This window comes from Spirosoma harenae (genome assembly GCF_054776975.1).
The window spans coordinates 21725-44474 of record NZ_BAAHBD010000017.1 but is presented as its reverse complement, the minus strand read 5'-3'; the positions used below and the strand labels follow the sequence as shown (position 1 = coordinate 44474).

Genomic DNA, 22750 nt, shown 5'->3' with positions numbered 1-22750 from the left:
CCTGGACAAGAATTCAAATTATTGATTATTAAATCATTACATGCGACATATTTACTCTTATCCATTATTTCTTTCCTTCATAAATTTTACCGGCGTTTAAAATTCAACGGGACAAAAATGGCTCCAGAGTCTAACGTGCTACCTTTGTTCAAGCATTTATCTTATACTACACCATGCGTACTACGCTTCTGATGGACCATGACGGTGCCATCGACGACCTTCTGTCGCAATTGCTGGTTTTGACCATGCCTGATGTTGACCTGATTGGCGTGACCGTAACTCCCGCCGACTGTTACATTGAGCCAGCTCTTGAATCGGCCTATAAGTTACTTCAGTTGATGGGACAGGATTCGATTCCATTGGGGAGGGGTGACTACTACGGCATTAACGCATTCCCAAGCGAATGGCGGGCTAGACCTGAGATTATCAACGCCCTGCCTATGTTGATCAATCTGCCAAAATCGCCTGATCCGTATAGCTATCTGAGCGCCCCGGACCTGATTGTCAAAACGTTGTCGGAAGCTACCGATAAGGTAACAATTCTGATGACAGGCCCCTGCTCGAATCTGGTATCAGCACTGGAAAAAGCACCGGAATTAAAAGAGAAAATCGAGTCGATTATCTGGATGGCTGGCGCGTTTCGTACTGCGGGAAATGTGCAGACATTTCAGCACGATGGTAGTGCCGAATGGAATGTGTTCTGGGACCCAATCAGTTCGCAGAAACTGGTTTCGTATGAATTGCCGCTAACCCTGATTCCGCTGGATGTAACGAATCATGTTCCCGTTACGAAGTCGTTTTTATCGGCATTAGCGAATCAGATTGACTATAAACTCTCGAACCTAACCGGTCAATTTTGGGCGCTAACCCTGGATACAATTCCAAGTTACCATTACACCTATTTCATGTGGGATATTCTGGCGACAAGTTATCTGGCGATGCCTGAGCAATTCACCACCGAAACAATTAAAGCTAACGTCAGTACACGACCTCCCAACGCAGGCCAAACCTACTTTGATCCGAATGGGTACAAATTAACTATAGCTACGAATGTCAATACGGATTATTTTTATGAATATCTGCTGAAGCAATTCAAGCAATAATTTTTGATAATTATCTTCTTGAGAATAAATAAAAAAGAGCTGTTTGTCATGCTGACGAAGGAAACATGACAAACAGCTCTTTTTATACTATATTTTTTAGTTAAGCGAGAATGCTTCTTTATTGTATTTATTACGGTAATCGAGTGGAGATAATCCAGTAATTTTTTTAAACGTTGTTCGAAACGATTTTGTATCGGAATAACCAACATCGAACATCACTTCAGCTACATTTTTTCGATTCGTTTCAAAGTGTTTTTTAGCGGCTTCAATTTTAACGCGCTGAATATATTCAATTACGGTATTACAGGTGGCTTTTTTGAATCGCCTTTCCAAACTTCGCCGACTAACTGATACTAAATCAGCTAGTTGATCGATGGTAATTTTTTCCTGAAAATTAGTTTCAATAAATTCCTGCGCTTTTTTCACGGATTCGTCCTCATGAGCCTTCTGCCCCTGAAAAATTGTGAAGGGCGATTGGCTATCCCGCTCTATTTCAATAGCGAACACTTTCGCCGACAAAACGGCAACTTCGCGACCAACATATTTTTCAATAAGATACAAAATCAGGTTCAGGTATGAAAAAGCGCCACCACTTGAATAAAGCCCCTGTTCATCAGTGATAATCCGCTCCGTAACCAGATTCACATCTGGAAATAACTGCCGAAATTCATTCGTTGCCAACCAATGTGTAGCGCATTGACGACCTTTTAATAGCCCCGTTGACGCTAACAAAAAAGCTCCTAAACAAAGGCTGGCAACTTCGGCTCCCCGATTGTATTGTTTTACAATCCAGGGAATAAAATCTTGATTCACTTCCAGTGCTTTTTTTATGTCGCCATCAAGCGCCGGAATAATTATTAGATCGGTTTTTTTCACCTCATCGATCAAGCGATCTGCATGCGCAGTAAATGAACCACCACTCAACGGAATTTCGTGCGACAGGCCCACTAATTGCACAGTAAACAAAGGTTTAGCGCCTTGATTTTTCGCAAATTGATTTACCTGCGTAAGAAGCTGTCGAGATCCTTCCAAGCTACCTAAAATAGCCCCATTTGGAACGAGTATAGATATGTGTTTCATGAACCAAAAATACAGATATTATTTGTCGCAATCAACCCCAAAACTGGCGCAAGTCAACCTCAAAAACAGATGTATAGTCTCTACCTTTGTTTAGTAAACAACGGTAATAAGTAACAACTAATTTTATCAAAATGAGGAAGTTAATTTTATTCATGCACGTATCGCTGGACGGCTTTGTGTGCGGCCCCAATAATGAACAGGACTGGATGACGATAAACCAGCCGGAGATGGGAAAACTCTTAACGAACGAATTCCGGGAAACTGTTGATACAATGCTGATTGGCCGGGTACTTTATGAAGGTTTTGCCAGCTTCTGGCCAGCTGTACCCACCAACCCAGCCACTCCTCCTGACCTGGTTGACTTCGCTAACTGGATGATCAATACGCCTAAAATTGTCTTCTCTAAAACACTAAAAACCGTCGACTGGACAAATTCGCGCTTAGCTCAGCACGATCTGGCCGACGAGATTGCGCAGTTAAAGCAACAACCCGGTGGCGACATCATTGTATTTGGTGGAGCCGCTCTGGCCGCTGAGCTTACGGCGCAAAATTTAATTGATGAGTACCGTATCAAACTGGAACCGATTGTTTTAAGGGCGGGCAAACCTCTGTTTACACACGGAAAAGAGCGGGTTAAGCTAAAGCTAACAAAGTCTCTGGCGTTCAGTTCGGGAGTCGTGGCACTCTACTATCAGGTTGACAACTAATTCAATCTCACCCATACAACAACTACAATGACTCAGATTAACCCTTATCTGAATTTCAACGGCAACTGCCGCGAAGCCATGACGTTCTACGAAGAATGTTTGGACGCTGAATTGAGTTTGGAAACCATCGGCGAATCACCCATGGCAAATCGAATGTCGGATAAACCCAAAGACGCCATTTTACACGCGGGTCTAACCAAGAATGGGCAGTTGTTATTAATGGGTTCCGACATGCTTGGGAACCAGCTTATTCCGGGCAATTCAATTACGCTTTCGGTTAATTGCAGTAGCGAAGAAGAAATTTATCGATTGTTCAACAAACTGGCCTCAGACGGGGAAATTCAGGATCCGTTAGCTGATATGGTTTGGGGCGCCATGTTTGGTGCCCTGACCGATAAATTCGGCCTGAACTGGGTATTGAATTACACTAAAAATTAGAGATGACCTCACCCCCGACCCCTCTCCTAAAACAGGATAGGGGAGATTTTCGCGCTAAGCTATTTTCCTGAAAATCAGGAATAAACAAATCAAAAAAAGCCCCTCTCCTAAACAGGAGAGGGGTTGGGGTGAGGTCAGCCTATCTTAGTTTCCACCACTCGATTTTGTCCCGGTACCGACTTTCGCTTCGGCGGTTGTAGTAGACGTAGTTGGCGTATCAAGGTGATTCCAATTGATCAGTACATTCCAGACTAACGGTGCGTCGTGGTGGTTCAAAAAGCGGTGTAACGGATCGAAGGTAAAAGCCACCAGACGACCCGCTCCTACCGGTACGTTGAAAGCCACCCCATGACCAATGATGGCTTGCTCATTGCGCACCATCCCCGATAATACATAGGGTTCCTCTTTCTTCGGCGTTGCTGGCTTGGCGGCTTCTTTCGCCGGTTTTTTATCGGGCATTCCCATAATAGTTCCTTTGTACTCTTCTTCGTCTTTGAGCGGTTTGGTTCCGTACTGCAACACCATCATATCACGGTTCGACCTTTTCGTTTGCAGCAATGGTGCGATACCTCGAAAAATAGAGAACGTTTCCGGGAAACCATACATAATCGGGCTATCGGGTTTGCGGTTTTTTACCGTCACAATCGAACCTGGGTGGAACAGCGTTGGCGCATTAGCCTGATCCAAATCGCGGGTAATTCCCGTTTCGGCAATCATCAGCGAAGAGTTATCCAGCGTAACCAGCACACCGCCCTGCTCGACAAATTTTTTCAGATGTTCAACTCCTTCAAAACCTGGCCCTCCCGTAATATCAGCCGTTGCATCAGGAAAACCGTGCGATGGAAATTCGGGTGTTTTCGTGTAGGGTAACGGACCGAATCGGGAATCGATCTCGTGAATAAAATTGGTCGAAGAACCGCGCAGTCGGGGCACCAGAATTACGTCGAATTTTTTACGCAATTCACCCGCTTTCAGATGGTCTTTATTGATCGAGGTGTATGGAATTCCGCGCTGCTCGAAGGTGTAACGCGCCCAGCCTTCATCCTGCGTATTATACCAGCTGTGGTAAATAGCTACTCGGGGCAAACTCACCTCGTGTTGTTTCAAACCCTCAACATTAGCTTTTGTTGCCTGTAAATCAAGGCTGAACTGCGAAGCCAGCTTTTTCGATTGATCGACGGTTAATCCTTTAAACACAACCGCACCAGCCGTCAACGTATCCTTGATGCCTTCCAGCGTATTTTTCGACTCCAGTACGATGGCTTTTGCCTGTTTCCCCTGCCCTTTCATCCAGAATAGTGCGGGCAAGAGGTTGTTCTGACCTTTGTAATTCAGCACATAATTGACACCTTCACCATCGACTTTACCGCCATATTTCACGTTTTCGCTGATCATTTTCAGATCACCCGCTGCGTATTTGACGCTATCTTCCGCTTTTACATCGACGCCGTACAGATAGCCTAACGTCCAGGCAATGTCGTCGTAGGGTGGAAACTTCGCTTCTTTCGGATAATTCTGTTTTGTCAGGAGCGAAACGGCCAGATTGCGGTATGGTTGATTCAATAAAACGACGTAATCACCCTGATTTTTACCCGATTCGGCCTTGTGTACTTCAATATCCTGCGCCCGTAATTGGTTGACCAGATAAGCTGCCATGGCCGGATCGCGCTGGTCTTTCGAGATGACAAACGCACGTGGTTTTTCTTCGGTCCCTTTTCGAATGTTATTCAGCCCTTTCTGGTAAAAATTCTTCAACAGCATTCGGCTGTTCGTAGCTCCGTAAGACAGCGATGCCAGTACACCCGCCTGCATATAATTAATACCGTTTCGATACGACCAGTACACTTTTTCGGTAGCCGGATCAGGGCGATACCATTCTTTCGAGGTTACATCATCACCGGCATATTTCTGATTGGCCAGATCGCGCAGGTACGTATTGGCTCCCGCGTTTCCGAAGGTTTCGTAGAATCGGCCGGCGGCATTGTGGTTGTTGGAGATCCAAAGCGCATACCCCGGATACCAACCATCATAAAACGCCCAGGTGAACACACCCGGAATTCCCTGAGCCGCCAGCGACGTGATGTCGTGATTGGCCATCGTTTGCCACTCGCCAATGGTAATCGGGTCGATGGTTTCGTTATAAGGGCCTGTTCCGGTCGAGATGTAGAGCAGCGGGACAGATTCGTGTAAATCAAGGCTAACGGTTGGGTGCCAATCGTAGTAGATTTTAAACATCGCCTTTGTGATGGCCTGCGATACCTGCAATCCATCGCGGTTATTGTCGTGGTAGACATACTTACCCCAGTACGGTGGCGATTTCGGAAAGCCATCATCGTATTCTTTACGCGCTTTCGAGTAGCGGTAATACCAATCGACCTGCTTATCCCAGCCGTCCGGCTCCGATACGGGATTGATTATCACGATGATATTGTCGCGAATCGTTTTGATTTCTGGCGTCTGGCTGGTTACCAATCGATACGCTAACTCCATCAGCATCTCCGGCGAGCCCATTTCCGGCGAGTGTAATCCACCGTTCAGGTAATAAACCAGCTTGGTATCACCCAGAATTTTCTCAATGTCCTGATTACCTACTTTGCGCGGATCAGCCAGGAGCGCGAGTTGGGCTTTGTAGTGATCCAGCCGTTTCATAGCATCCTCACTGCCAATCGCCACTACCTGAATTGGCCGACCTTCTTCAGTCGTGCTCACCTGCTGCATCGTGATGTTGGGCGACGACTGCGTTAACTTCTGATAGTAGCCGTAAATCTCCGGGGTTCGATGAATGACACCTGGCGTACCTACAATCTGCCCAAAATGTTTGAGGGGCGACGGAACCTTCGGATCGTTGGGAAGATTCAGGACCGACGCAGGTAAAAATCGCTTATCGGTTGTGTATTCCTTGATTTTCTGATTGTACGTCTCATCAATCTGTTGCGCCCGGAGCGATACACTACCCAGTGTAAGACCTGCCAGCAGCATCGATCCAAGCTGTCGTCGGTTGATAAAGGTTTGCATGAGTTAGTTTGTAGTTAAGAAAAGGTTGACCCTTAGAAACAATCCTATTGTCTCGGCTTCATGAGTTTGCGTTTAAAATAATCGGCGGTAGCGTTGCCCATTTTTAGAGCGTTGGTATGTTTCATCCAATGGTGGGTATCGTCGGGAATGACGAGCGTTTCCATCGAAACACCTTGCTTATCCAGTCGCCGAACGAGATCGGTGCTTTGGGTAAAACGCACGTTGCGATCATCGTCGCCGTGTATGACCAATACAGGCGATGTCCAGGTACTAATCGAAGAAATTGGAGAGGATTGATAGACAATTTTACTGGCAGGTTCAATATCCGGGATTTTTTCATACCGCATGGCGCTAGGTGCTTCTCCCCCTCCGGCTCCCCGTTGCTGACTCCAATCGTGCACACCGTGGATATCGACGCCAGCGGCAAAAAGCTTCGAGTCGCGAGCGAGTGCCAAAGCAGTCAGGTAGCCGCCGTACGATCCGCCATAAATACCAATCCGGGCGGGATCGACCTGCGGCTGTTCAGCCAGCCATTGCGCCCCCGTCTTAACATCCTGATATTCAGACGCTCCTAAAGCTCCTCCATTGGCGGGCTGGTGGAACTCATATCCATAGCCAATTCCCAGCCGATAGTTCACGGAAAGCACCACAAATCCCTGACTAGCCAGGTATTGGTTGAGCGCGTATGAATTGGCGTAGTAATCCGAGTAATTCCAGCCCAGGAGCATCTGACGAGGAGGGCCACCATGCACGTAAATAATTGCCGGTTTCTTGGCTGGCCCACCCGTTGGCTCAAACAACTGCCCGTGCACCGTCATACCGTCTGGAGCTTTGTACACTACCTGTTTCGGCGTTACTAACTGATTTTGAGGAAAATTAGCAGGTACTAAATTCTGCGCGAGCACTTTGGGCGTGCCTTTTGTAAAGGCCATGACTGTCGGTAATGGCGGGCGTTGAGCCGTTGCGCTGAACATGGCTACTGTTGATCCATCACCCGTCACAATCGGCATCCATTCCAAACCAGTACCGGGAGTCAATACTTCCATAGCGGCTTTATCGATAGGTACACGAACGGCATGTCGGCGATCAATATCGAGTTTGTCGGGCCCGGTATTTCCGCTAAACAAAAGCCATTTTCGGTCGTGGCTCAGGGTAATATGCTCGGCCATAAATGGCGTGGGTGTTAGTAGCAGGGGCGTCCCACCTGTTGAAGGTACAGAATATAGATGCGGCCAGTTGTCCTGGTACGACAGGAAAACAATCCGGTCGCCAGCGGCCCAGTGCAGATTATAGCCGCCATGTGTAGTCGGTACGGAGCCTGCCAACGTTTTTGGCGCCTGCCAAATCTGTGATGCCAGACCAGAGGCAACATCGGCTGTCCAGATCGACCAGGGACGATGACGACGAGCCAGAATGGAATCGGGGGCGCCCCCTGCACCGGGTGTTCGCACAAAAACGATCTTTTTTCCATCTGGTGACCAACGTGGTGAATCGTCTCTGTAGAACGACGGAGCTATCCAACTGATCGATGTTTTTTCATCGGTAAATACGCCGATAAACGCATGGTCTCTCCGGTCGCAAACGAAAGCCAATTTTGATCCATCCGGCGACCATTCAATCGAACTATTCGTACCCTTCGCGTTGAAAAAAGCCTTAGCCGCAGTCGATGCATCGATCGGCGAAATCCAAACCTGCCCACTTTTGATAAATGCCACCCGATCACTATTGGGTGAGATAACCGGCTCATCTCCTTCCGCAATGGCTTTGGGTTCGCCACCCGCAAAAGGTACCGTCCATATCTGCATTTTAGGCGCTACCGGCGATGCCATTGTGTTGACCGGCAGTTCGTCATCCCAGTTTGATCCGTGATCACCACCACGGACATAAACTACCCATTTCCCATCATCAGAAATCGACAGGCTGGTAATTTCCTGCCCATCGTCTTCACTATAATTGGTCAGCTTACGAGGTGCAAAGTCAGGCCCCTCGGCCACGTAGACATTGCGTTTTCCCTGTTCATCGAATGCCCAGGCAAGTTTGGAACCCTTTGCCGAACTGGTTAATCCTGTCGGAAATGGATAACTTTTAACGGCCTCCAATGAGAAAGTTTGCGCTTGTGAGAACTGTGTCTGGTAAGCAAGGAAGCCCAGTATTAAGGCGAAAAAGGTAAACGTTTTCATCAGCTTGGGGAAGGGAAAAATAGAGACTCTGTGAGCGTAAGAAACGATAGTCAAGTAAGCATTTTATTTTCTACTTCTGATTATTTCACGAATAAAATTCTAACAATCAGCCAGATTATACCATTTCCCTTGTCTCATACGCAATTATGAAATAAGCCCAAAAACAGGTTGTGTAAATTAACCCTCAACCATCTTCGACTTTAATGCCAGTTTATTCGTAACCTCGTTAGGTTAGTTAGCCCTGAACAAACATACCTGGACAATATGCCTACATCGGTTAATCTGAAAGATGTACGAATTGAAACAGCTCGGTTGATTCTTCGTGAATATCGACCGAGTGATTTGGCATCTATACACGACTATGCGTCTCAACCGATCGTTGTCCGCTATCAAAACTGGGGACCAAATGACTTCGCCGACACGGAGGATTTTTTACAACTGACCCAAGCTACCCGACAACTCAATCCCAGGCTCGTTTACGAATTAAGCATCGAGCAGAAATCAGATGGTCGGCAGATAGGCGGTTGCGAACTAGCTATAAACGAAGAAGATAGATCTCTAGCTATGATTGGCTATCTAATCAATCCGCTTTTCTGGAACCAAGGTTATGCCACAGAAGTAAGCCGATCTCTCCTGGATTTTGGTGTAAACTTTTTGGCGATATCAACTTTTCGAGCCACCTGCGATAGCCGAAATATAAGCTCGATCAGGGTACTCGAAAAAAGTGGATTTCGCCTGGAGCAAATCCTACCAGATGATTTCCGTCAAAAGGGTGAGATGCGCACCACGTGTGTCTACAGATATGAAATAGGAGCGCATTAGGTGTTTATCTTATCAGCAATACTGCTACAATCGGCTCACTCAATCGTCGGTTTACTACGGTTATGCTCTGGTCCGTTACCGAACAAACCGACCTATACAGGGTTAAGAAACTGTGGTGCGAGTCCTGTTTGATGCTATCTTTTCAATCAATAGAGTAATCCGTTCCCAACCCAATCAATCCAATGGAAGAATTTGTTGTCAGGAAAACAATCCGTCTCAACGCTACCCCTGCGGAAGTCTGGGATGCGCTGACTAATCCCGCCAAAACGAAGCACTATTTTTTCAATTGCGAAGTATTTTCCGATTGGGAAGTGGGAAGTACGATTCTGTTTACGGGCCGACTTTTTCTGATCAAAAAAATTGAGATGAAAGGGCAGATTGTAAAAATCGAACCTGAGAAACTGCTGCAATACACGCTCTCCAACGGCGACGATTCAGACGATACCGACAATTTCTCAACCGTAACTGACGAACTGACCTACGAAAACGGGCAAACCATTCTGTCTATCACCGACGATGTAGGCCAAGGCAAAGGTGCGCAGGATCGTTATGAACGATCGGTAAAAGGTTGGGATAATATCCTAAAAGGACTTAAGGAATTGGTGGAGAAGCCAGAGGCAGGTTTAAATTAATGCGGCACTTTTTCCTCGTAATTTTTCTGCTTTTTACTACTCATTCAATGAGTTATGGGCAGCAAAACCGGCTGAATGATCGTAATTCGCTGGCCTGGTTTGTTTATACAGGCGACCACCCGATTGCTTCAAAATGGGCGCTGCATACGGAATATCAATGGCGTCGGGCAAATTGGATACATGAACCCCAACAGCACTTAGCGCGGTTAGGATTAGTGCGTACGCTCACTGATCGAGTGAAACTGAGTGGCGGTTACACGTATTTTCAAAGTCACCGCTACGGCAACTATCCCGAGGTTGTCAAACGTCCCGAACCCGAACATCGAATCTACGAAGACATTACCTTAACCGATCAACTGGGCTCGTTAGGTCTGGAGCATCGTCTCCGGCTGGAACAGCGCTGGCTGGGTACACGCGATGAAACCGGCGAAGAGCCTGTTCAGGAATGGATGTATCAAAACCGCATCCGTTACCAGCTTACTTTAGAAATTCCCTTGCAAGGCCCCAAAATTGACGATGGCGAATGGTACCTAAATGCGTTCGATGAAGTATTTATTGGTTTTGGTCGAAACGTGAATAACAATGTCTTCAACCAAAATCGGCTATCAGGTGGCTTGGGTTATCAGTTTACCAATGATGCGAAACTAGAACTGAATTACCTGTATCAAATAAGACAACACGCTGACCCAGACCCTGTTTCGAGCCAACCAGTCGTTGAACTCAACCATGGTTTTCGGCTGAATATTGTGTATAATCTGGCACTCGGTAAGACCTCCAAGGATTAATTTACTCCTATCGAAATCTGGGCTCCCAAACTAGGTTCGTATAATAAAGTCCACCCACAGCCGGTCCGCCGATAAACGTATAATACGGTTGATTGGCAATGTTCGTACCACCGATTTTCATTAAAAGATTGGCCGCCTGAATACGATAACTTACTTGTGCATCGACCGTATTGATAGCTGATACCATACCCGTTGCCAGTTCCGACTGCCATAAAAACGCATCCTGATGTTTGTAATTGACAGAAAAACCCAGATTCTTCCAGAGATTGCTGTTCGAGACGTTCAGGTTTGTAATCCAGCGGGGGGTGTTGAACGAACTCTCCAAACCGTCACCATTATCGGCCCGGTCGAGTTGGGCAAATGACGCATTACCACCTACTGACCAGAATTGCCCCAGACTATACCGAAGTCCTAAACTGGCTCCGTAATTGAAAACCCGCGTTTGGGAATTGGTCCAGAGCCGATAGCGATCCTGCGTATTCGATGACGAGAAATAATACGCCAGTGAATCTGGATTGGTGCCCTTTGCCAGGTTGGCGTTTACCTGTGCAATGAAATTTTTATAGGCTGAGTAATATACATCCGCGTCGATATAAAGTCGATTGTGGAACAGCAACCCTCTATAACCCAGTTCAAAACTATTTACCTGTTCGGGTTTTAAGTACGTATAGGGGCTTTGTTTCAACAATCCTTTATTCTTCTGAATGGCCTGATCGGTAGTGAGTTTGTTGGTATTCACATCCGTGGAAATAGCAGCCTGAAAGGCGTTGATCGAGGTAACCAGGTACGCATTTTCGTAAATCCCCTTCGACATGATCGGCAGGCCGCCAACCCGTTTTACTCCACCCGAGTTGATATTTGTAAATCCCTCAAACAAGGAGGGGAATCGATAGCCATTCTGATATGACAGGCGAATAGTATGCGCATCGGTTGGCGAGTATACTATAGATAGTCGTGGATTAAGTCGGGCGTCGAAATAGGTGTTTTTGTCGAGCCGCAACGAGCCAGCTACTTTCAGCCGATTATCCAGAAACGCGCGGCTTATCTGAACAAACCCGCCCGTTTTTCCATACACTAAATTATTCCCTGGCTCAGTTGGGTTAATAAAATAATTACCATCGGGGTAAACGACGTATTTCCGAAAATCGAATCCGGCCTGGATATTTATGCCCGTTTGCTGCCGGAATCGCTGCCAGAGAACACGCGTTGGTTCGACCTGACCTTCAACATGATACATCCAGGATTGCACGCGCAAAGCGGCACCAATATCCCAGTTATTAATGTCGCGAAGTTTGGTAACCAGGTCGTTGAAGGGTTGAGAACCGGGCACCGGACGACCATTGTCGGCTACAGAACGCGCATCGCGTAGGGCATCTGTTACGGGCAATCCAGCCTGTGTATCCCTGTTAAACTGAGCAGTAAAATCCGTAAACCACTGATTATCCGTCTTGAATGTCCTGTCAATATTTTCAGCCATTGATCGGATATTGTACGAATTACCCGTGTTTTCATGGCTCCGGTAGGCACGAATTTGTATCGAAGGCGTTGTTAACATTAAACTGTGTTGATCGAGTCGGTAGTTATCGAGTCGAAAGCGATTGGTACGCTGATACACATTATCTAACATAGCACCCTGATACGCATAAGCGAGTTCAACCGTCGGTGAAAATCGATAATGGAGGGAGAAATCACCCCGCAGGTTTTGTAATCGGTAATCGGTAGCATCCTGTTCGTAATACCCGGTTCGGCCAATGCTATAGCGCTTCCCTCCCAGCATAATTGTTCGACGATTTGCCGATTCATTTCCGTAGCCATTTACCGGATCGTAAGCGGGATTATCGGCGCCAAATAAATTCAGTGATGCATTGCCATTCGGGTTCAAATCCTCCCGATTGTCCGCTATCCAATCGTAGCCACGCTGATACACCAGGTTTACTTTGAAGGCAAATCGATTACCAATTCGTCGAGCATAGCGAATACTACTTTCTGAATAGAGTTTTGCCGATACAGCCGCATCACCTACCTGATTAACGCCTGTTTTTTGCCCAATACTAAGTCCTTCCGAATCGAATGGATTGCGCGTCAGGATGTTGACCAGGCCATTTAGCGCATTCATGCCGTAAAGCGCCGATGCTACGCCCGGCACGACTTCCACCTGTTGAATATCTAAATCAGAGGGCGCCAGTGCGCTGGCAATGGGCGCTCCAATGTGCGGAGCCTGATTATCGCGTCCGTCAACAAGTTGCACAAACCGAACATTGGTCGTATTGGCAAAACCGCGCGTGTTGTACACTTTGAAACCAAGGCTGGACGTGAGCAACTGAATTCCCTTGAGATTTTCAATCGCATCAAAATAAGAAGGTTGTGCAGACAAGCGAATACGTCGGGCATCAATGGTTTCGATACTAACTGGCGATTTTAGTATGTTTTCCGATACTCTTGAGGCCGATATGACTACTTCGTTAAGCTGAATTTTTCGAAGCGAATCGCTGGAGGTAGCGGTTCGCTCAGACTGAGCAATTGCCTGTATAGTTGAGCAAATGAGGGTAAATCCTACGAAAAAGTGTTTCATAAAAGCGCTATGTATGAGCAAATATATCGCATCGTTATATTCACTCATACATAGCGCCCTTAAAAAGCTATTCTGCGGGGTGTTTTAAATAGGTAAGGGGTAGAATGACAAGTCCATTATCACGATAATGGACTTGTCATTCTACCCCTTAACACAATCTAAACCTCTAAACTAATTAGTGTGAAGCCTAACTATTTGCCAATGGTAATTTCCTTTTCTTTATAGCCACCTCGTGTAGAAAGCAGTTTAATTTTCGCTTTCACTGGTCCTGGTTGAGCCAGTTTTACGTGGAAAACAGCTTCTTTTTTCTCGCCGACATTCGTGTATCCCGCATAGATCGTCTTATCAAATAAGGCTGGTTGCGAAATCACGACTTTGGCATCTTTATCGCCTTGAAGCAGTTTTTTGTCAATGTCCAGCATCACACGATCTTCCTGGACCATTTTCACGCGCTTCGCCTGCTCCAATGCTACCGGTAGCTTACCCGAATTGACCCAGCTCGCTTTAATTTCGTATTCATTATTCGCTAATGCTTTGACTGTTACATCGGTTAGATCAATTTGAGGAAGTTCCTTCGCCATGGCCAGATTGAACTTCGATTGTCGCGAAATCCAGTAATCCAGTATCCAGGCGGGGCCATTCTGCGAGAAAAATTTAGGGTTAAAACCGCCAATTTCTACTTCGCCGAGCTGTGGATGCGTCATTTTGGTCCAGAGCTTGAAACCGCGTTTCTGGTTTGCTTCATCGTCCCACATCAGGGCGTCGTATTCATCCCGATCGCCGTCACCATCGTAATCTTTCATGGCGCCGTTGTTCCAGAGTTCATCGCCATACCAAACCGCACCGTATTGGAAATAGCCAAAATCAGGGCCATGTCCGAATAGTGGCTGCGGTTTCGATGGGTCGCCCGTTAAACGATTGACTTTGTTGCGGGTATTGTATACCTCATACACATCACCCGCCCACGGATAATTTGTAAATGATAAACCCAGACTATCCATGTGTTTGTAAATGGCCAAATCGGGCGGAAACATACTTTCGATACTACTCGATGTGGACGGTGGTCGTAAGTGCATCGGTACACTCGTATCCATCGAGTTCACGACGGTGATGTTCGGATGACCCATCAACCAGACATAAGTTGCCCGCGTTTCGGGTTCGCTGAGTGGATATTGGCTGGCTCCTCCTTGTGAATAGCCACGGCCTGTGAAATCACCACCCTGATCAGGACGCCAGTTTTCGGGATAATTCCGGTGATTATCTAGCCCACCGATACCGTCCTCATTGAATTTGCCATCGCCGTCATTATCAATACCTTCCGTATAGACATTGTACGTTCCCTTACCCGCCTGAACCCGTTTCATTAATCGACCGGATTTATCTTTTGGATCGATCACAAAATCAGCTTTCTCCAGTTCTTCTTTCGTGACGGCTTTTTTACGAATCTGGTAAATCACGCCATCACCATCCAGATCGTCCTCCGAATCTTCGTCCAGTAACCCATCCCGGTCGTTGTCGTCGGGACGCATAGAGCTTCGGTTTCGCTGAGCCGTAAACAAATACATCGTTGCGCCATCCGGGTTGTTTTCTGGACGTAGATAGATCGACTTGGTGTCCAGCAGTTTCGTGATTGAGGGGTCTTTGCCGTAGTTGTCGAGTAGATGCTTTGCCAGCCAGAGAACCGCTTCGCTACTGGTTACTTCTCCACTATGGCGTCCTCCTTCAAAATAGGCAGCGGGTTTGTCGGTGTGTTTGCCCGTTTTTTTGTTGGTGAGTGTCATCTGCAAAATCGGACGACCTTCGTAGCTCTTCGCCACTTCGTACAGGTCGACTAAATCCGGGTATTGCTGCGCCCATTTCCTGCACCAGCTATACATCACATCGGGTGTATGGTAGGTATCGAAGGTTAGTGTAGCGCCGGGCGTGTACTGCACATCCTTATGCTTGAATTTTTTGAAGAAACTGACACCATGCCGTTCGCCTTTTACGGTGTAGAATTTACTGGCAGTGTCCTGTTCAGGCCATTTTTCTTCGGTGCCATAATAGGATCGTTGGGCCAATGTCGCAGTCGAAACGACCAGACAGAGTAATAAGGTACTAGTTTGTCGCATAGAGGATTGGGTGTAAAGAAGATAAGTTAAGTTCCGCTGGCATAGGCCAAGCTCATGCTGAATCGACTATTTTTAGGGAGTACATCCAAGCAGGCAAGTTATTGATCATTTCGCTATTATCGAAAACCAACAAATAATCTATCCCTAAATTGGCCACATTCCCGATTAAACTACCAATAAAAATCGATTTCGTACCAATTTGATCATACTCGTCAGATGTTAACCTGCTCTACCACTAGCTAAGTCGCAGACTCGTTCTTTCTAATTTTTTAGCCTAGACTATCATATTTGCAACCGTATCACCTAACATGTATGAAGCACATTTTCCTCCTTGCCTTCTCCCCTCTTTTTTTTCTGAGCTGTTCCGATAAATCGGAGAAAAATATGAGTCAGAAATCAACTGAATCTGATCCGTTCAAAACAGGTCAGGTAGCTTATGAGGGCTCCGAAACCGCATCGTTCCAATTGCTGAAAAAAGACAGCACGCGAGGTTGGCAATACCGGACTGATGAAACGACCTATAAAGTGATTTATGCCGCCTTGAAGGGAAAAGATACGCAACATTATCTGGCTAAATATCAGGCCATAACCGACGGAGCAACAGGGCTGGAAGGTCAGACCCGAACCATTCAGTTTAGCGTGAGTCCATTGGAGAATCCAGAAAAAATCCTTCTCACGGCCAAACACGATTGCGATGAATTAACACCCAACTGGCAAAATTTCCAGACGGTCAAACATGGCTGTTGCGGTAGTCTGGATCAGGTAAAACTATATGATTATCAAAACCGACTGATCATTGAGGGCGAGAATAAACTTATTGCCGCCGAAATACCGAACCAGTTTACGTTTTATATAGGCTTTCAGGCTGGAGGCTCAGATACAACGACGATTGGCACAATACAATTGAGTTACAGCAGTAGTGAAATGTATCACATCCAGATCAAAGCTCCGAAACCCGCTTCGGAAAACTGCGGGCCTGTCGTTCCGACGCTGACGATACGCACAGCCAGTAAAAAAGATGAGTACAATGAAGCAACCAATCATTACGATCTCTGGTCGCTGGAAAAGAGTTCAACACCCCGTCAGATAACCGGCATCACCCTACGCGCCAATTTCGATTGCGATCCAGCTATTGGCGTCGTCGATATTCCTATCATTAATGGCCGTCCTTTTGGCAAGGAAGACACCAATCAGGTGTATCAGGTGAAGAATAAATAAAACCCTGGGCGATAGTTTAGTATATTTACTCTTGTCGTTCGACAAACTTATTTCCTAAATCCCGATGAAACGCCCTCTCCTATTTATCCTTATTTGCCTGATTAGTCACCCGATGTGGGCACAACCGGCGGTACAGAAACGCTATCAGACTCAGTTCATTATGGCGGATGATGGCAGTACGATTGACCTTGACCAGGGCACGTTCACCTTCACCAGTACTTTATCGCTTCAGGATAAAAAACGGATTGTGATTCGCGGGAAAGGCATCGACAAAACCATCCTTAGTTTCAAAGGACAAACCGACGGAGCCGAAGGGTTACGTGTATCCAATGGTGAAGAAATTGTGATCGAAAATATGACCGTTCAGGATTCTAAAGGCGATGGCATTAAAACCATGAACGTCAAAGGCATAACATTCCGAAACGTAAAAGTGGAATGGACAGGCTCACCTAAAGCAGAAAATGGGGGTTATGGACTTTATCCGGTGCAGTGCGATAATGTTGTGATTGATGGTTGCACCGCTATTGGAGCGTCAGACGCCGGGATTTATGTTGGGCAGTCGCGCGGGATTGTGGTGAAGAATAGCAAGGCTTATCACAATGTAGCCGGTATCGAAATAGAAAATTCGCGCGATGCGGACGTTTTTGACAACGAAGCGTACGACAACACGGGCGGTATCCTGGTTTTTGATTTGCCTGATCTGGTACAGAAACAGGGAGGCAATGTGCGTATATATAACAATTACGTACACGATAACAATCTGCCCAATTTTGCACCCGCCGGAAATATCGTTGCGAGCGTATCCGACGGAACGGGCTTGATGATTCTGGCTGCTAACGGTGTCGAAGTCTTTAACAACCGATTTATCCGAAATCAAACGTTAGGGACGGGCATTATCAGTTATCTACTCACAGAGCGCCCCATTACCGATAAGGCCTATTATCCATTTGCAACGGCAATTTCAATTCACGACAATATCTACGAACGGAAGCCGGGGCCAGCCAGTCCACGTGGTCGCTACAACAAAATTTTCGATAAAGTGCTGAAACCTGGTCAGGATGTACCCCATATTATTTACGATGGTATTGTCGACCCCAACACATTAGGTAAAGACGGAAAACTCCTACCGGATAAGCGAATCTGTCTGCATAACAACAAGAATCAGAGTTTTATCAACCTCGATGCCGGGCGTGGTTTTCAGCAGGTTTCTCTCAACGCTGCCCCTTTCGACTGCCAGTTGGACCCTCTGAAAGCAAACGTAGGTAAGACTCGCTAAACCTATGCGTTACTGGCTATTTTGGAGCTTGATATTATCTTGCCTCGGGCTGACACTGGGCAGTTGGCAAACGGTGGCCGTTCCTGAAAAACTATCGGAGTACGGATTATTCAAAGGGCCAATGGCAGCGCAGGAGCCAGCGAATGGCGTCGTTCCGTATGCGCTGAATACGCCATTATTTTCGGATTACGCTGAAAAATTACGCTTCGTACAATTACCTGCTGGTCGATCTGTTGCTTACAACGATACCGCAGTACTGGACTTTCCGATCGGCACGACGCTGATCAAAACGTTTTATTATCCAGTCGATTTTCGTGATCCGTTCAAAGGGCGTCGGTTGATGGAAACCCGTTTATTGATTCGTCAGACCGAAAACTGGAAAGCGTTTACGTACGTCTGGAACGACGAACAAACAGAAGCGGTGCTGGAAATAGCAGGCGATACTAAAACAGTGCGTTATGTAGATTCTAATGGGCAACCGCATGAACAGGCTTACACCATTCCCAATCTGAATCAATGCAAGGGATGCCACAACCGAAATGAGAAATTGGTTCCAATCGGTCCATCCGTTCGGCAACTGAACGGTGATTTAGCTTATTCATCAGCCTCAAAATTAGAAAACCAGCTTATTCACTGGCAAAAAACGGGGATGATCTCCAGTATGCCTGCGCTGGAAAAATGCCCCAAAACGCCCGTCTGGAACAAACCTGAAACCGGCTCTCTTACCGAACGAGCACGGGCCTGGCTCGACATCAATTGTGCTCATTGCCACAATCCCAAAGGCCCGGCTATGACATCGGGGCTCAATCTCAGCGCGTCAGAAACGGATCCAACTGCCCTTGGCATTCAGAAAACACCCGTTGCCGCCGGACGTGGTTCGGGTGGCCGTCCGTTCGATATTGTGCCCGGTAAACCCGACGAATCCATTCTCGTCTATCGATTAGCCACGACAGATCCCGGCGAAATGATGCCCGAACTCGGTCGAAAAACGGTGCATACTGAAAGTCTCGAACTCATTCGGGAGTGGATCAAAGCTATGAAGTAATCGATAGGTTGCTACCCTCTCGACAATTCAGTATGTTAGCAGAATTGAACATCAACCTGTGTATGAAACAAGTTCTCTCTTTACTCCTTCTGGCAACGTCTGTGGCGATTGCTCAGCCAGCCAGGAATCGCGAAGTCGCACATATAGCTACCTACAAACCAGCCGCTTTTGCTGATCCCGACCGAGCTAAAAAACTGGAAGCTGCGTTTCCCATCGTCGAAAAAATTTACAAAGACGCTGCTGAAAAACGGCACTTTCCGGGTGTTGCGTTTGGGATTGTACTGGATGGGAAATTGGTCTATTCGGGTGGAGTCGGCTATACCAATGTAGCTAAAAAAACACCAGCCACTGCGAAATCGCTCTTTCGGATTGCATCGATGACCAAGAGTTTTACAACGATGGCGATTCTGAAACTTCGTGATGAAGGTAAACTCCGACTCGATGATCCGGCTGAACAATATATTCCGGAACTGAAAAATCACAAATACCTCACAGCCGACGCTCCCCGCATTACTGTCCGCAATCTGATGACGCATACAGCCGGATTTCCAGAGGATAATCCGTGGGGAGATCGTCAGTTAGACGACTCCAAGGCCGATTTACTAAAACTGATCAAAGATGGTATTTCCAACTCGAACGTGCCCAGTTTCAGCTATGAATACAGCAATCTGGCTTTTGCCATGCTTGGTCAGATCATTAACGTGGTTTCTGGGAAACCGTATCAGCAATACATCAACGAGACGATTTTTAGGCCATTAGGCATGAACGATACGCAGTGGGAATACACGCGTGTACCAGCCGAAAAACTGGCCTTGGGTTATCGCTGGCAAGACGAAAACTGGCTGGAAGAAGCCTTACTTCACGACGGTTCGTATGGGGCAATGGGCGGATTGATTACGTCGATTGAGGATTTTAGCAAATACGTTGCCCTGCACCAATCAGCCTGGCCCCCGCGTTCGGACGATGACAATGGCCCGATCAAACGAAGTTCGATTCGGGAAATGCAGCATCCCTGGGTCATCTCCAGCTTTGCGTCACAGGCTAAAAATTCGGCAGGTCAGCTTTGCCCGGAAATCAATGGATATGGCTACGGTTTACGATGGGCGGAAAACTGTAAAGGTCACAAAGGCATCGGTCATACAGGTGGTTTGCCTGGTTTCGGAAGCCAATGGCGAATCCTGAATGATTATGGCATCGGTGTCATTGCTTATGCGAACCTGACATACGCTGGAATGGCTACTATCAATGCCGCCGTACTCGATACGCTGGTTGCTATTGGTAAGCTGAAACCGCGTCAACTCCCCGTTTCCAACATACTGGCCCAACGAAAAACGGAATTGGTTAAACTGTTGCCAGACTGGACGAACGCGGAGAAAAGCGGGATTTTCGCCGAAAATTTCTTCCCCGACAAATCCGTTGCGATCCGTCGGAAAACTGTTCAGGAGTTATACACCAAAGCAGGTAAAATCAGTCGCGTTGGTGAACTCGTCCCTGAAAATCAGCTACGGGGCCATTTTCTGATAGAAGGCGAAAAAGCAAACATTGATGTATTTTTCACCCTGACGCCTGAAAACCCAGCCCTGATTCAACAATTGGATTTCAGGGAAGTAGCTCGATAGCTTTACAAACGAGTCTGCAATTGACGGCCTATTGCCGTTCTGGCCATCTTATTTGTCAACTTTTACTTCATTTTAGTATCCATCGACACTCAACGTATATAGAAAAATAGATTTTCGTTACTATCAGTGGTTACTTCTACGGGTTTCACGGTCTAACCCTAGCGTACCATTCGCCACAAATCGTAACCTGTATGTTTATTAATGAATTCATTTCTACGGCTAGTGAACAGGATATTCCTACCCTGGATCAATTAGTCAATGGCGCTTACCGCGGTGAGCGCTCAAAAAAAGGCTGGACAACTGAAGCTGATTTGCTTGGGGGTATCCGCATTGATGAGCGCGGTTTGCAGAAAATGTTTAGAAATCCACAGGCAACCATTCTGAAATATGAAGAAGTGGGCGAATTACTAGGCTGCGTATTTCTTGAAACAAAAGCCGATGAGCTGTATTTGGGCATGCTCACAGTTTCGCCCGAAGCACAGGCAAAGGGGATTGGACGAAAACTGCTAGAGGCCGCTGAACTATATGCTGCGGCTAGATACTGTCGGTCAATTACGATAACCGTAATAAAGATTCGCCATGAACTTATTGCCTGGTACGAGCGACGTGGCTATCAGGCAACCGGCCAAACCAAGCCATTTCCTAATGATCCCAGCTTCGGGATTCCGAAACAACCGCTTGAATTCATCGTTATGGAAAAAGTACTGGAGTGATTGTGTTAGTTTATTCCTTTTAAGCCGATTCAACTAATCAATCTGCTGTATTTTGAGGTGACTTGCCAATAGATAGGTAAAAGATGGGCTAGACGAATATTCGACCGCAAGCCATTTTGCGTTTGCCAATTTAACTCTATAATTTCACCGCATTAATTGAAACCACGATCTCCAAACATATTATGTCAGTTTCCAAACGCGTCCTGATTGCCGAAGATAGCTCTGTTATCCAGAATCTGGCCCGCAAAATTCTTGAGTTTCAGAACTACGATATCACCGCTGTTAAAAACGGTGAGCAAGTACTGCAAATTCTGGACAAAGAAGATTTCAGCATCTTATTGTTGGACATCAACATGCCGTTAATGGATGGGATGGAATGTGTTCGGCGCGTTCGGGCATTACCCGATCAAACGAAAGCGAGTGTGCCCATCGTAGCGATCACTGGCAATGCCAAAAACTACACCGAAGAGGAATTTAAAACCGCCGGTTTCAACGACGTTCTCGTAAAACCACTCAACTTCGACCGCCTGGTAGAAGTCGTTAATCAACTTACAGAATAATTAATAATTGAATGGCTGAATGATTGAATGATTGAATAAGTGCTTAGGACCACAAGTCAATGATTCAATCATTCGATCACTCAATCATTCAATCATTATGATTATTACCCTGCTCGGTACAGGAACCTCATCGGGAGTGCCACTGATTGGGTGTCAGTGCGATGTGTGCCGATCAGTCGATTTTCGGGACAAACGACTTCGGACATCGGTTCATATCTCGGTCGAAGGTCGAAGCTTTGTGATCGATACGGGGCCTGATTTTCGGCAGCAGGTACTCCGCCTGAATCTTCTGCAACTCGACGCCGTTCTGTTTACGCACGAACATAAAGACCATACGGCCGGTCTGGACGAAATAAGGGCCTATAATTTCCGCTCAGGGCATGATATGCCGGTATATGGCCGCCCAACAGTGCTCGCTCAGCTCCAGCGCGAATTTGCCTATATTTTTGCCGAACATAAATATCCCGGAATTCCACGGGTTATTCTCCACGAAGTCTATAACGAACCCTTCGATATATTGGGTGTTCAGGTAACACCCATTGAGGTGATGCACCACAAATTGTCTGTATTCGGCTATCGCATTGGCGATTTCACGTACCTGACCGATTTGAATTACATTTCAGAGGAAGAGCTGGAAAAAGTGTATGGCTCCCGCGTTCTGGTTGTCGATGCGCTTCAGCGACAGGCACATATCTCCCATTTCACCCTCGATCAGGCGGTTGCACTTGCCCAGCGCATTGGAGCCGATCAAACGTATTTCGTTCACATCAGCCACAAACTGGGCCTGCATAGCGAGGTAGAGAACGAACTTCCTCCCTCCATTCGATTGGGCTACGATGGCTTACAGATTAAACTATAAGTTCTTTTTTGCGCC

The 22750-nt window shown here is 46.7% G+C and carries 18 protein-coding genes; 13 read left to right on the top strand and 5 right to left on the bottom strand.

From position 1 onward, the window contains the following. Positions 1 to 173: 173 nt before the first annotated feature. Positions 174 to 1103, top strand: a complete 930-nt coding sequence (locus ACYVE4_RS21520; RefSeq protein WP_461042302.1) for a nucleoside hydrolase — start codon at positions 174 to 176, stop codon at positions 1101 to 1103. 96 nt (positions 1104 to 1199) lie between these two features. On the opposite strand, the gene ACYVE4_RS21515 is transcribed toward ACYVE4_RS21520, so the two are convergent. Continuing rightward, a complete protein-coding gene (locus ACYVE4_RS21515) occupies positions 1200 to 2183 on the bottom strand; it encodes a GlxA family transcriptional regulator (RefSeq protein WP_461042301.1) in 984 nt (327 codons plus the stop codon). A 131-nt stretch (positions 2184 to 2314) separates the two neighbouring features. On the opposite strand from ACYVE4_RS21515, the gene ACYVE4_RS21510 reads away from it, so the two are divergent. Next, positions 2315 to 2890: a dihydrofolate reductase family protein gene (locus ACYVE4_RS21510; protein WP_461042300.1), complete on the top strand. Its 576-nt coding sequence runs from the start codon at positions 2315 to 2317 to the stop codon at positions 2888 to 2890. 27 nt (positions 2891 to 2917) lie between these two features. Continuing rightward, positions 2918 to 3328, top strand: coding sequence for a VOC family protein (locus ACYVE4_RS21505; protein WP_461042299.1), 411 nt, complete (start codon positions 2918 to 2920; stop codon positions 3326 to 3328). Between the two features lie 144 nt (positions 3329 to 3472). On the opposite strand, the gene ACYVE4_RS21500 is transcribed toward ACYVE4_RS21505, so the two are convergent. Continuing rightward, positions 3473 to 6343 (bottom strand): M14 family zinc carboxypeptidase, encoded by a 2871-nt coding sequence (locus ACYVE4_RS21500; RefSeq protein ID WP_461042298.1) that lies wholly within the window; start codon positions 6341 to 6343, stop codon positions 3473 to 3475. A gap of 44 nt (positions 6344 to 6387) precedes the next feature. Next, entirely contained in the window at positions 6388 to 8523 is a 2136-nt protein-coding gene (locus ACYVE4_RS21495) for a S9 family peptidase (protein WP_461042296.1), read from the bottom strand. 264 nt (positions 8524 to 8787) lie between these two features. On the opposite strand from ACYVE4_RS21495, the gene ACYVE4_RS21490 reads away from it, so the two are divergent. From ACYVE4_RS21490 to ACYVE4_RS21480, 3 genes are all read left to right on the top strand, one after another. Continuing rightward, complete coding sequence (locus ACYVE4_RS21490) at positions 8788 to 9345, top strand: GNAT family N-acetyltransferase (protein ID WP_461042295.1); 558 nt, start codon at positions 8788 to 8790, stop codon at positions 9343 to 9345. 182 nt (positions 9346 to 9527) lie between these two features. After that, positions 9528 to 9977 (top strand): SRPBCC family protein, encoded by a 450-nt coding sequence (locus tag ACYVE4_RS21485; protein WP_461042294.1) that lies wholly within the window; start codon positions 9528 to 9530, stop codon positions 9975 to 9977. Beyond that, entirely contained in the window at positions 9977 to 10762 is a 786-nt protein-coding gene (locus ACYVE4_RS21480) for a DUF2490 domain-containing protein (RefSeq protein ID WP_461042293.1), read from the top strand. The genes ACYVE4_RS21485 and ACYVE4_RS21480 overlap by 1 nt, the downstream gene beginning before the upstream one ends. A gap of 7 nt (positions 10763 to 10769) precedes the next feature. On the opposite strand, the gene ACYVE4_RS21475 is transcribed toward ACYVE4_RS21480, so the two are convergent. Together ACYVE4_RS21475 and ACYVE4_RS21470 are read right to left on the bottom strand one after the other, a co-directional pair. Further along, entirely contained in the window at positions 10770 to 13334 is a 2565-nt protein-coding gene (locus ACYVE4_RS21475; protein ID WP_461042292.1) for a TonB-dependent receptor plug domain-containing protein, read from the bottom strand. A 191-nt stretch (positions 13335 to 13525) separates the two neighbouring features. After that, positions 13526 to 15445 (bottom strand): M14 family metallopeptidase, encoded by a 1920-nt coding sequence (locus tag ACYVE4_RS21470; RefSeq protein ID WP_461042291.1) that lies wholly within the window; start codon positions 15443 to 15445, stop codon positions 13526 to 13528. Positions 15446 to 15757: 312 nt separating this feature from the next. Between ACYVE4_RS21470 and ACYVE4_RS21465 the strand changes: the two genes are divergently transcribed. The 7 genes from ACYVE4_RS21465 (at position 15758) to ACYVE4_RS21435 (ending at position 22735) form a co-directional block, all read left to right on the top strand. Further along, a complete protein-coding gene (locus ACYVE4_RS21465; protein WP_461042290.1) occupies positions 15758 to 16663 on the top strand; it encodes a hypothetical protein in 906 nt (301 codons plus the stop codon). 64 nt (positions 16664 to 16727) lie between these two features. After that, on the top strand, positions 16728 to 17939 hold the full coding sequence (locus ACYVE4_RS21460) for a parallel beta-helix domain-containing protein (protein ID WP_461042289.1): 1212 nt from the start codon (positions 16728 to 16730) through the stop codon (positions 17937 to 17939). Between the two features lie 4 nt (positions 17940 to 17943). Continuing rightward, positions 17944 to 18984, top strand: a complete 1041-nt coding sequence (locus tag ACYVE4_RS21455; protein ID WP_461042288.1) for an SO2930 family diheme c-type cytochrome — start codon at positions 17944 to 17946, stop codon at positions 18982 to 18984. A gap of 62 nt (positions 18985 to 19046) precedes the next feature. Next, a complete protein-coding gene (locus ACYVE4_RS21450; protein WP_461042287.1) occupies positions 19047 to 20603 on the top strand; it encodes a serine hydrolase domain-containing protein in 1557 nt (518 codons plus the stop codon). A 191-nt stretch (positions 20604 to 20794) separates the two neighbouring features. Further along, a complete protein-coding gene (locus ACYVE4_RS21445) occupies positions 20795 to 21316 on the top strand; it encodes a GNAT family N-acetyltransferase (RefSeq protein WP_461042286.1) in 522 nt (173 codons plus the stop codon). A gap of 182 nt (positions 21317 to 21498) precedes the next feature. Beyond that, positions 21499 to 21876, top strand: a complete 378-nt coding sequence (locus tag ACYVE4_RS21440) for a response regulator (protein ID WP_461042285.1) — start codon at positions 21499 to 21501, stop codon at positions 21874 to 21876. A 97-nt stretch (positions 21877 to 21973) separates the two neighbouring features. Beyond that, positions 21974 to 22735: an MBL fold metallo-hydrolase gene (locus ACYVE4_RS21435; RefSeq protein ID WP_461042284.1), complete on the top strand. Its 762-nt coding sequence runs from the start codon at positions 21974 to 21976 to the stop codon at positions 22733 to 22735. Positions 22736 to 22750: the final 15 nt, after the last annotated feature.

Excerpts from the sequence above, each read along its gene's own strand:
- ACYVE4_RS21520 (WP_461042302.1), top strand. The coding sequence starts at position 174 with ATGCGTACTACGCTTCTGATGGACCATGACGGTGCCATCGACGACCTT.
- ACYVE4_RS21515 (WP_461042301.1), bottom strand. The coding sequence starts at position 2,183 with ATGAAACACATATCTATACTCGTTCCAAATGGGGCTATTTTAGGTAGC.
- ACYVE4_RS21510 (WP_461042300.1), top strand. The coding sequence starts at position 2,315 with ATGAGGAAGTTAATTTTATTCATGCACGTATCGCTGGACGGCTTTGTG.
- ACYVE4_RS21505 (WP_461042299.1), top strand. The coding sequence starts at position 2,918 with ATGACTCAGATTAACCCTTATCTGAATTTCAACGGCAACTGCCGCGAA.
- ACYVE4_RS21500 (WP_461042298.1), bottom strand. The coding sequence starts at position 6,343 with ATGCAAACCTTTATCAACCGACGACAGCTTGGATCGATGCTGCTGGCA.
- ACYVE4_RS21495 (WP_461042296.1), bottom strand. The coding sequence starts at position 8,523 with ATGAAAACGTTTACCTTTTTCGCCTTAATACTGGGCTTCCTTGCTTAC.
- ACYVE4_RS21490 (WP_461042295.1), top strand. The coding sequence starts at position 8,788 with ATGCCTACATCGGTTAATCTGAAAGATGTACGAATTGAAACAGCTCGG.
- ACYVE4_RS21485 (WP_461042294.1), top strand. The coding sequence starts at position 9,528 with ATGGAAGAATTTGTTGTCAGGAAAACAATCCGTCTCAACGCTACCCCT.
- ACYVE4_RS21480 (WP_461042293.1), top strand. The coding sequence starts at position 9,977 with ATGCGGCACTTTTTCCTCGTAATTTTTCTGCTTTTTACTACTCATTCA.
- ACYVE4_RS21475 (WP_461042292.1), bottom strand. The coding sequence starts at position 13,334 with ATGAAACACTTTTTCGTAGGATTTACCCTCATTTGCTCAACTATACAG.
- ACYVE4_RS21470 (WP_461042291.1), bottom strand. The coding sequence starts at position 15,445 with ATGCGACAAACTAGTACCTTATTACTCTGTCTGGTCGTTTCGACTGCG.
- ACYVE4_RS21465 (WP_461042290.1), top strand. The coding sequence starts at position 15,758 with ATGAAGCACATTTTCCTCCTTGCCTTCTCCCCTCTTTTTTTTCTGAGC.
- ACYVE4_RS21460 (WP_461042289.1), top strand. The coding sequence starts at position 16,728 with ATGAAACGCCCTCTCCTATTTATCCTTATTTGCCTGATTAGTCACCCG.
- ACYVE4_RS21455 (WP_461042288.1), top strand. The coding sequence starts at position 17,944 with ATGCGTTACTGGCTATTTTGGAGCTTGATATTATCTTGCCTCGGGCTG.
- ACYVE4_RS21450 (WP_461042287.1), top strand. The coding sequence starts at position 19,047 with ATGAAACAAGTTCTCTCTTTACTCCTTCTGGCAACGTCTGTGGCGATT.
- ACYVE4_RS21445 (WP_461042286.1), top strand. The coding sequence starts at position 20,795 with ATGTTTATTAATGAATTCATTTCTACGGCTAGTGAACAGGATATTCCT.
- ACYVE4_RS21440 (WP_461042285.1), top strand. The coding sequence starts at position 21,499 with ATGTCAGTTTCCAAACGCGTCCTGATTGCCGAAGATAGCTCTGTTATC.
- ACYVE4_RS21435 (WP_461042284.1), top strand. The coding sequence starts at position 21,974 with ATGATTATTACCCTGCTCGGTACAGGAACCTCATCGGGAGTGCCACTG.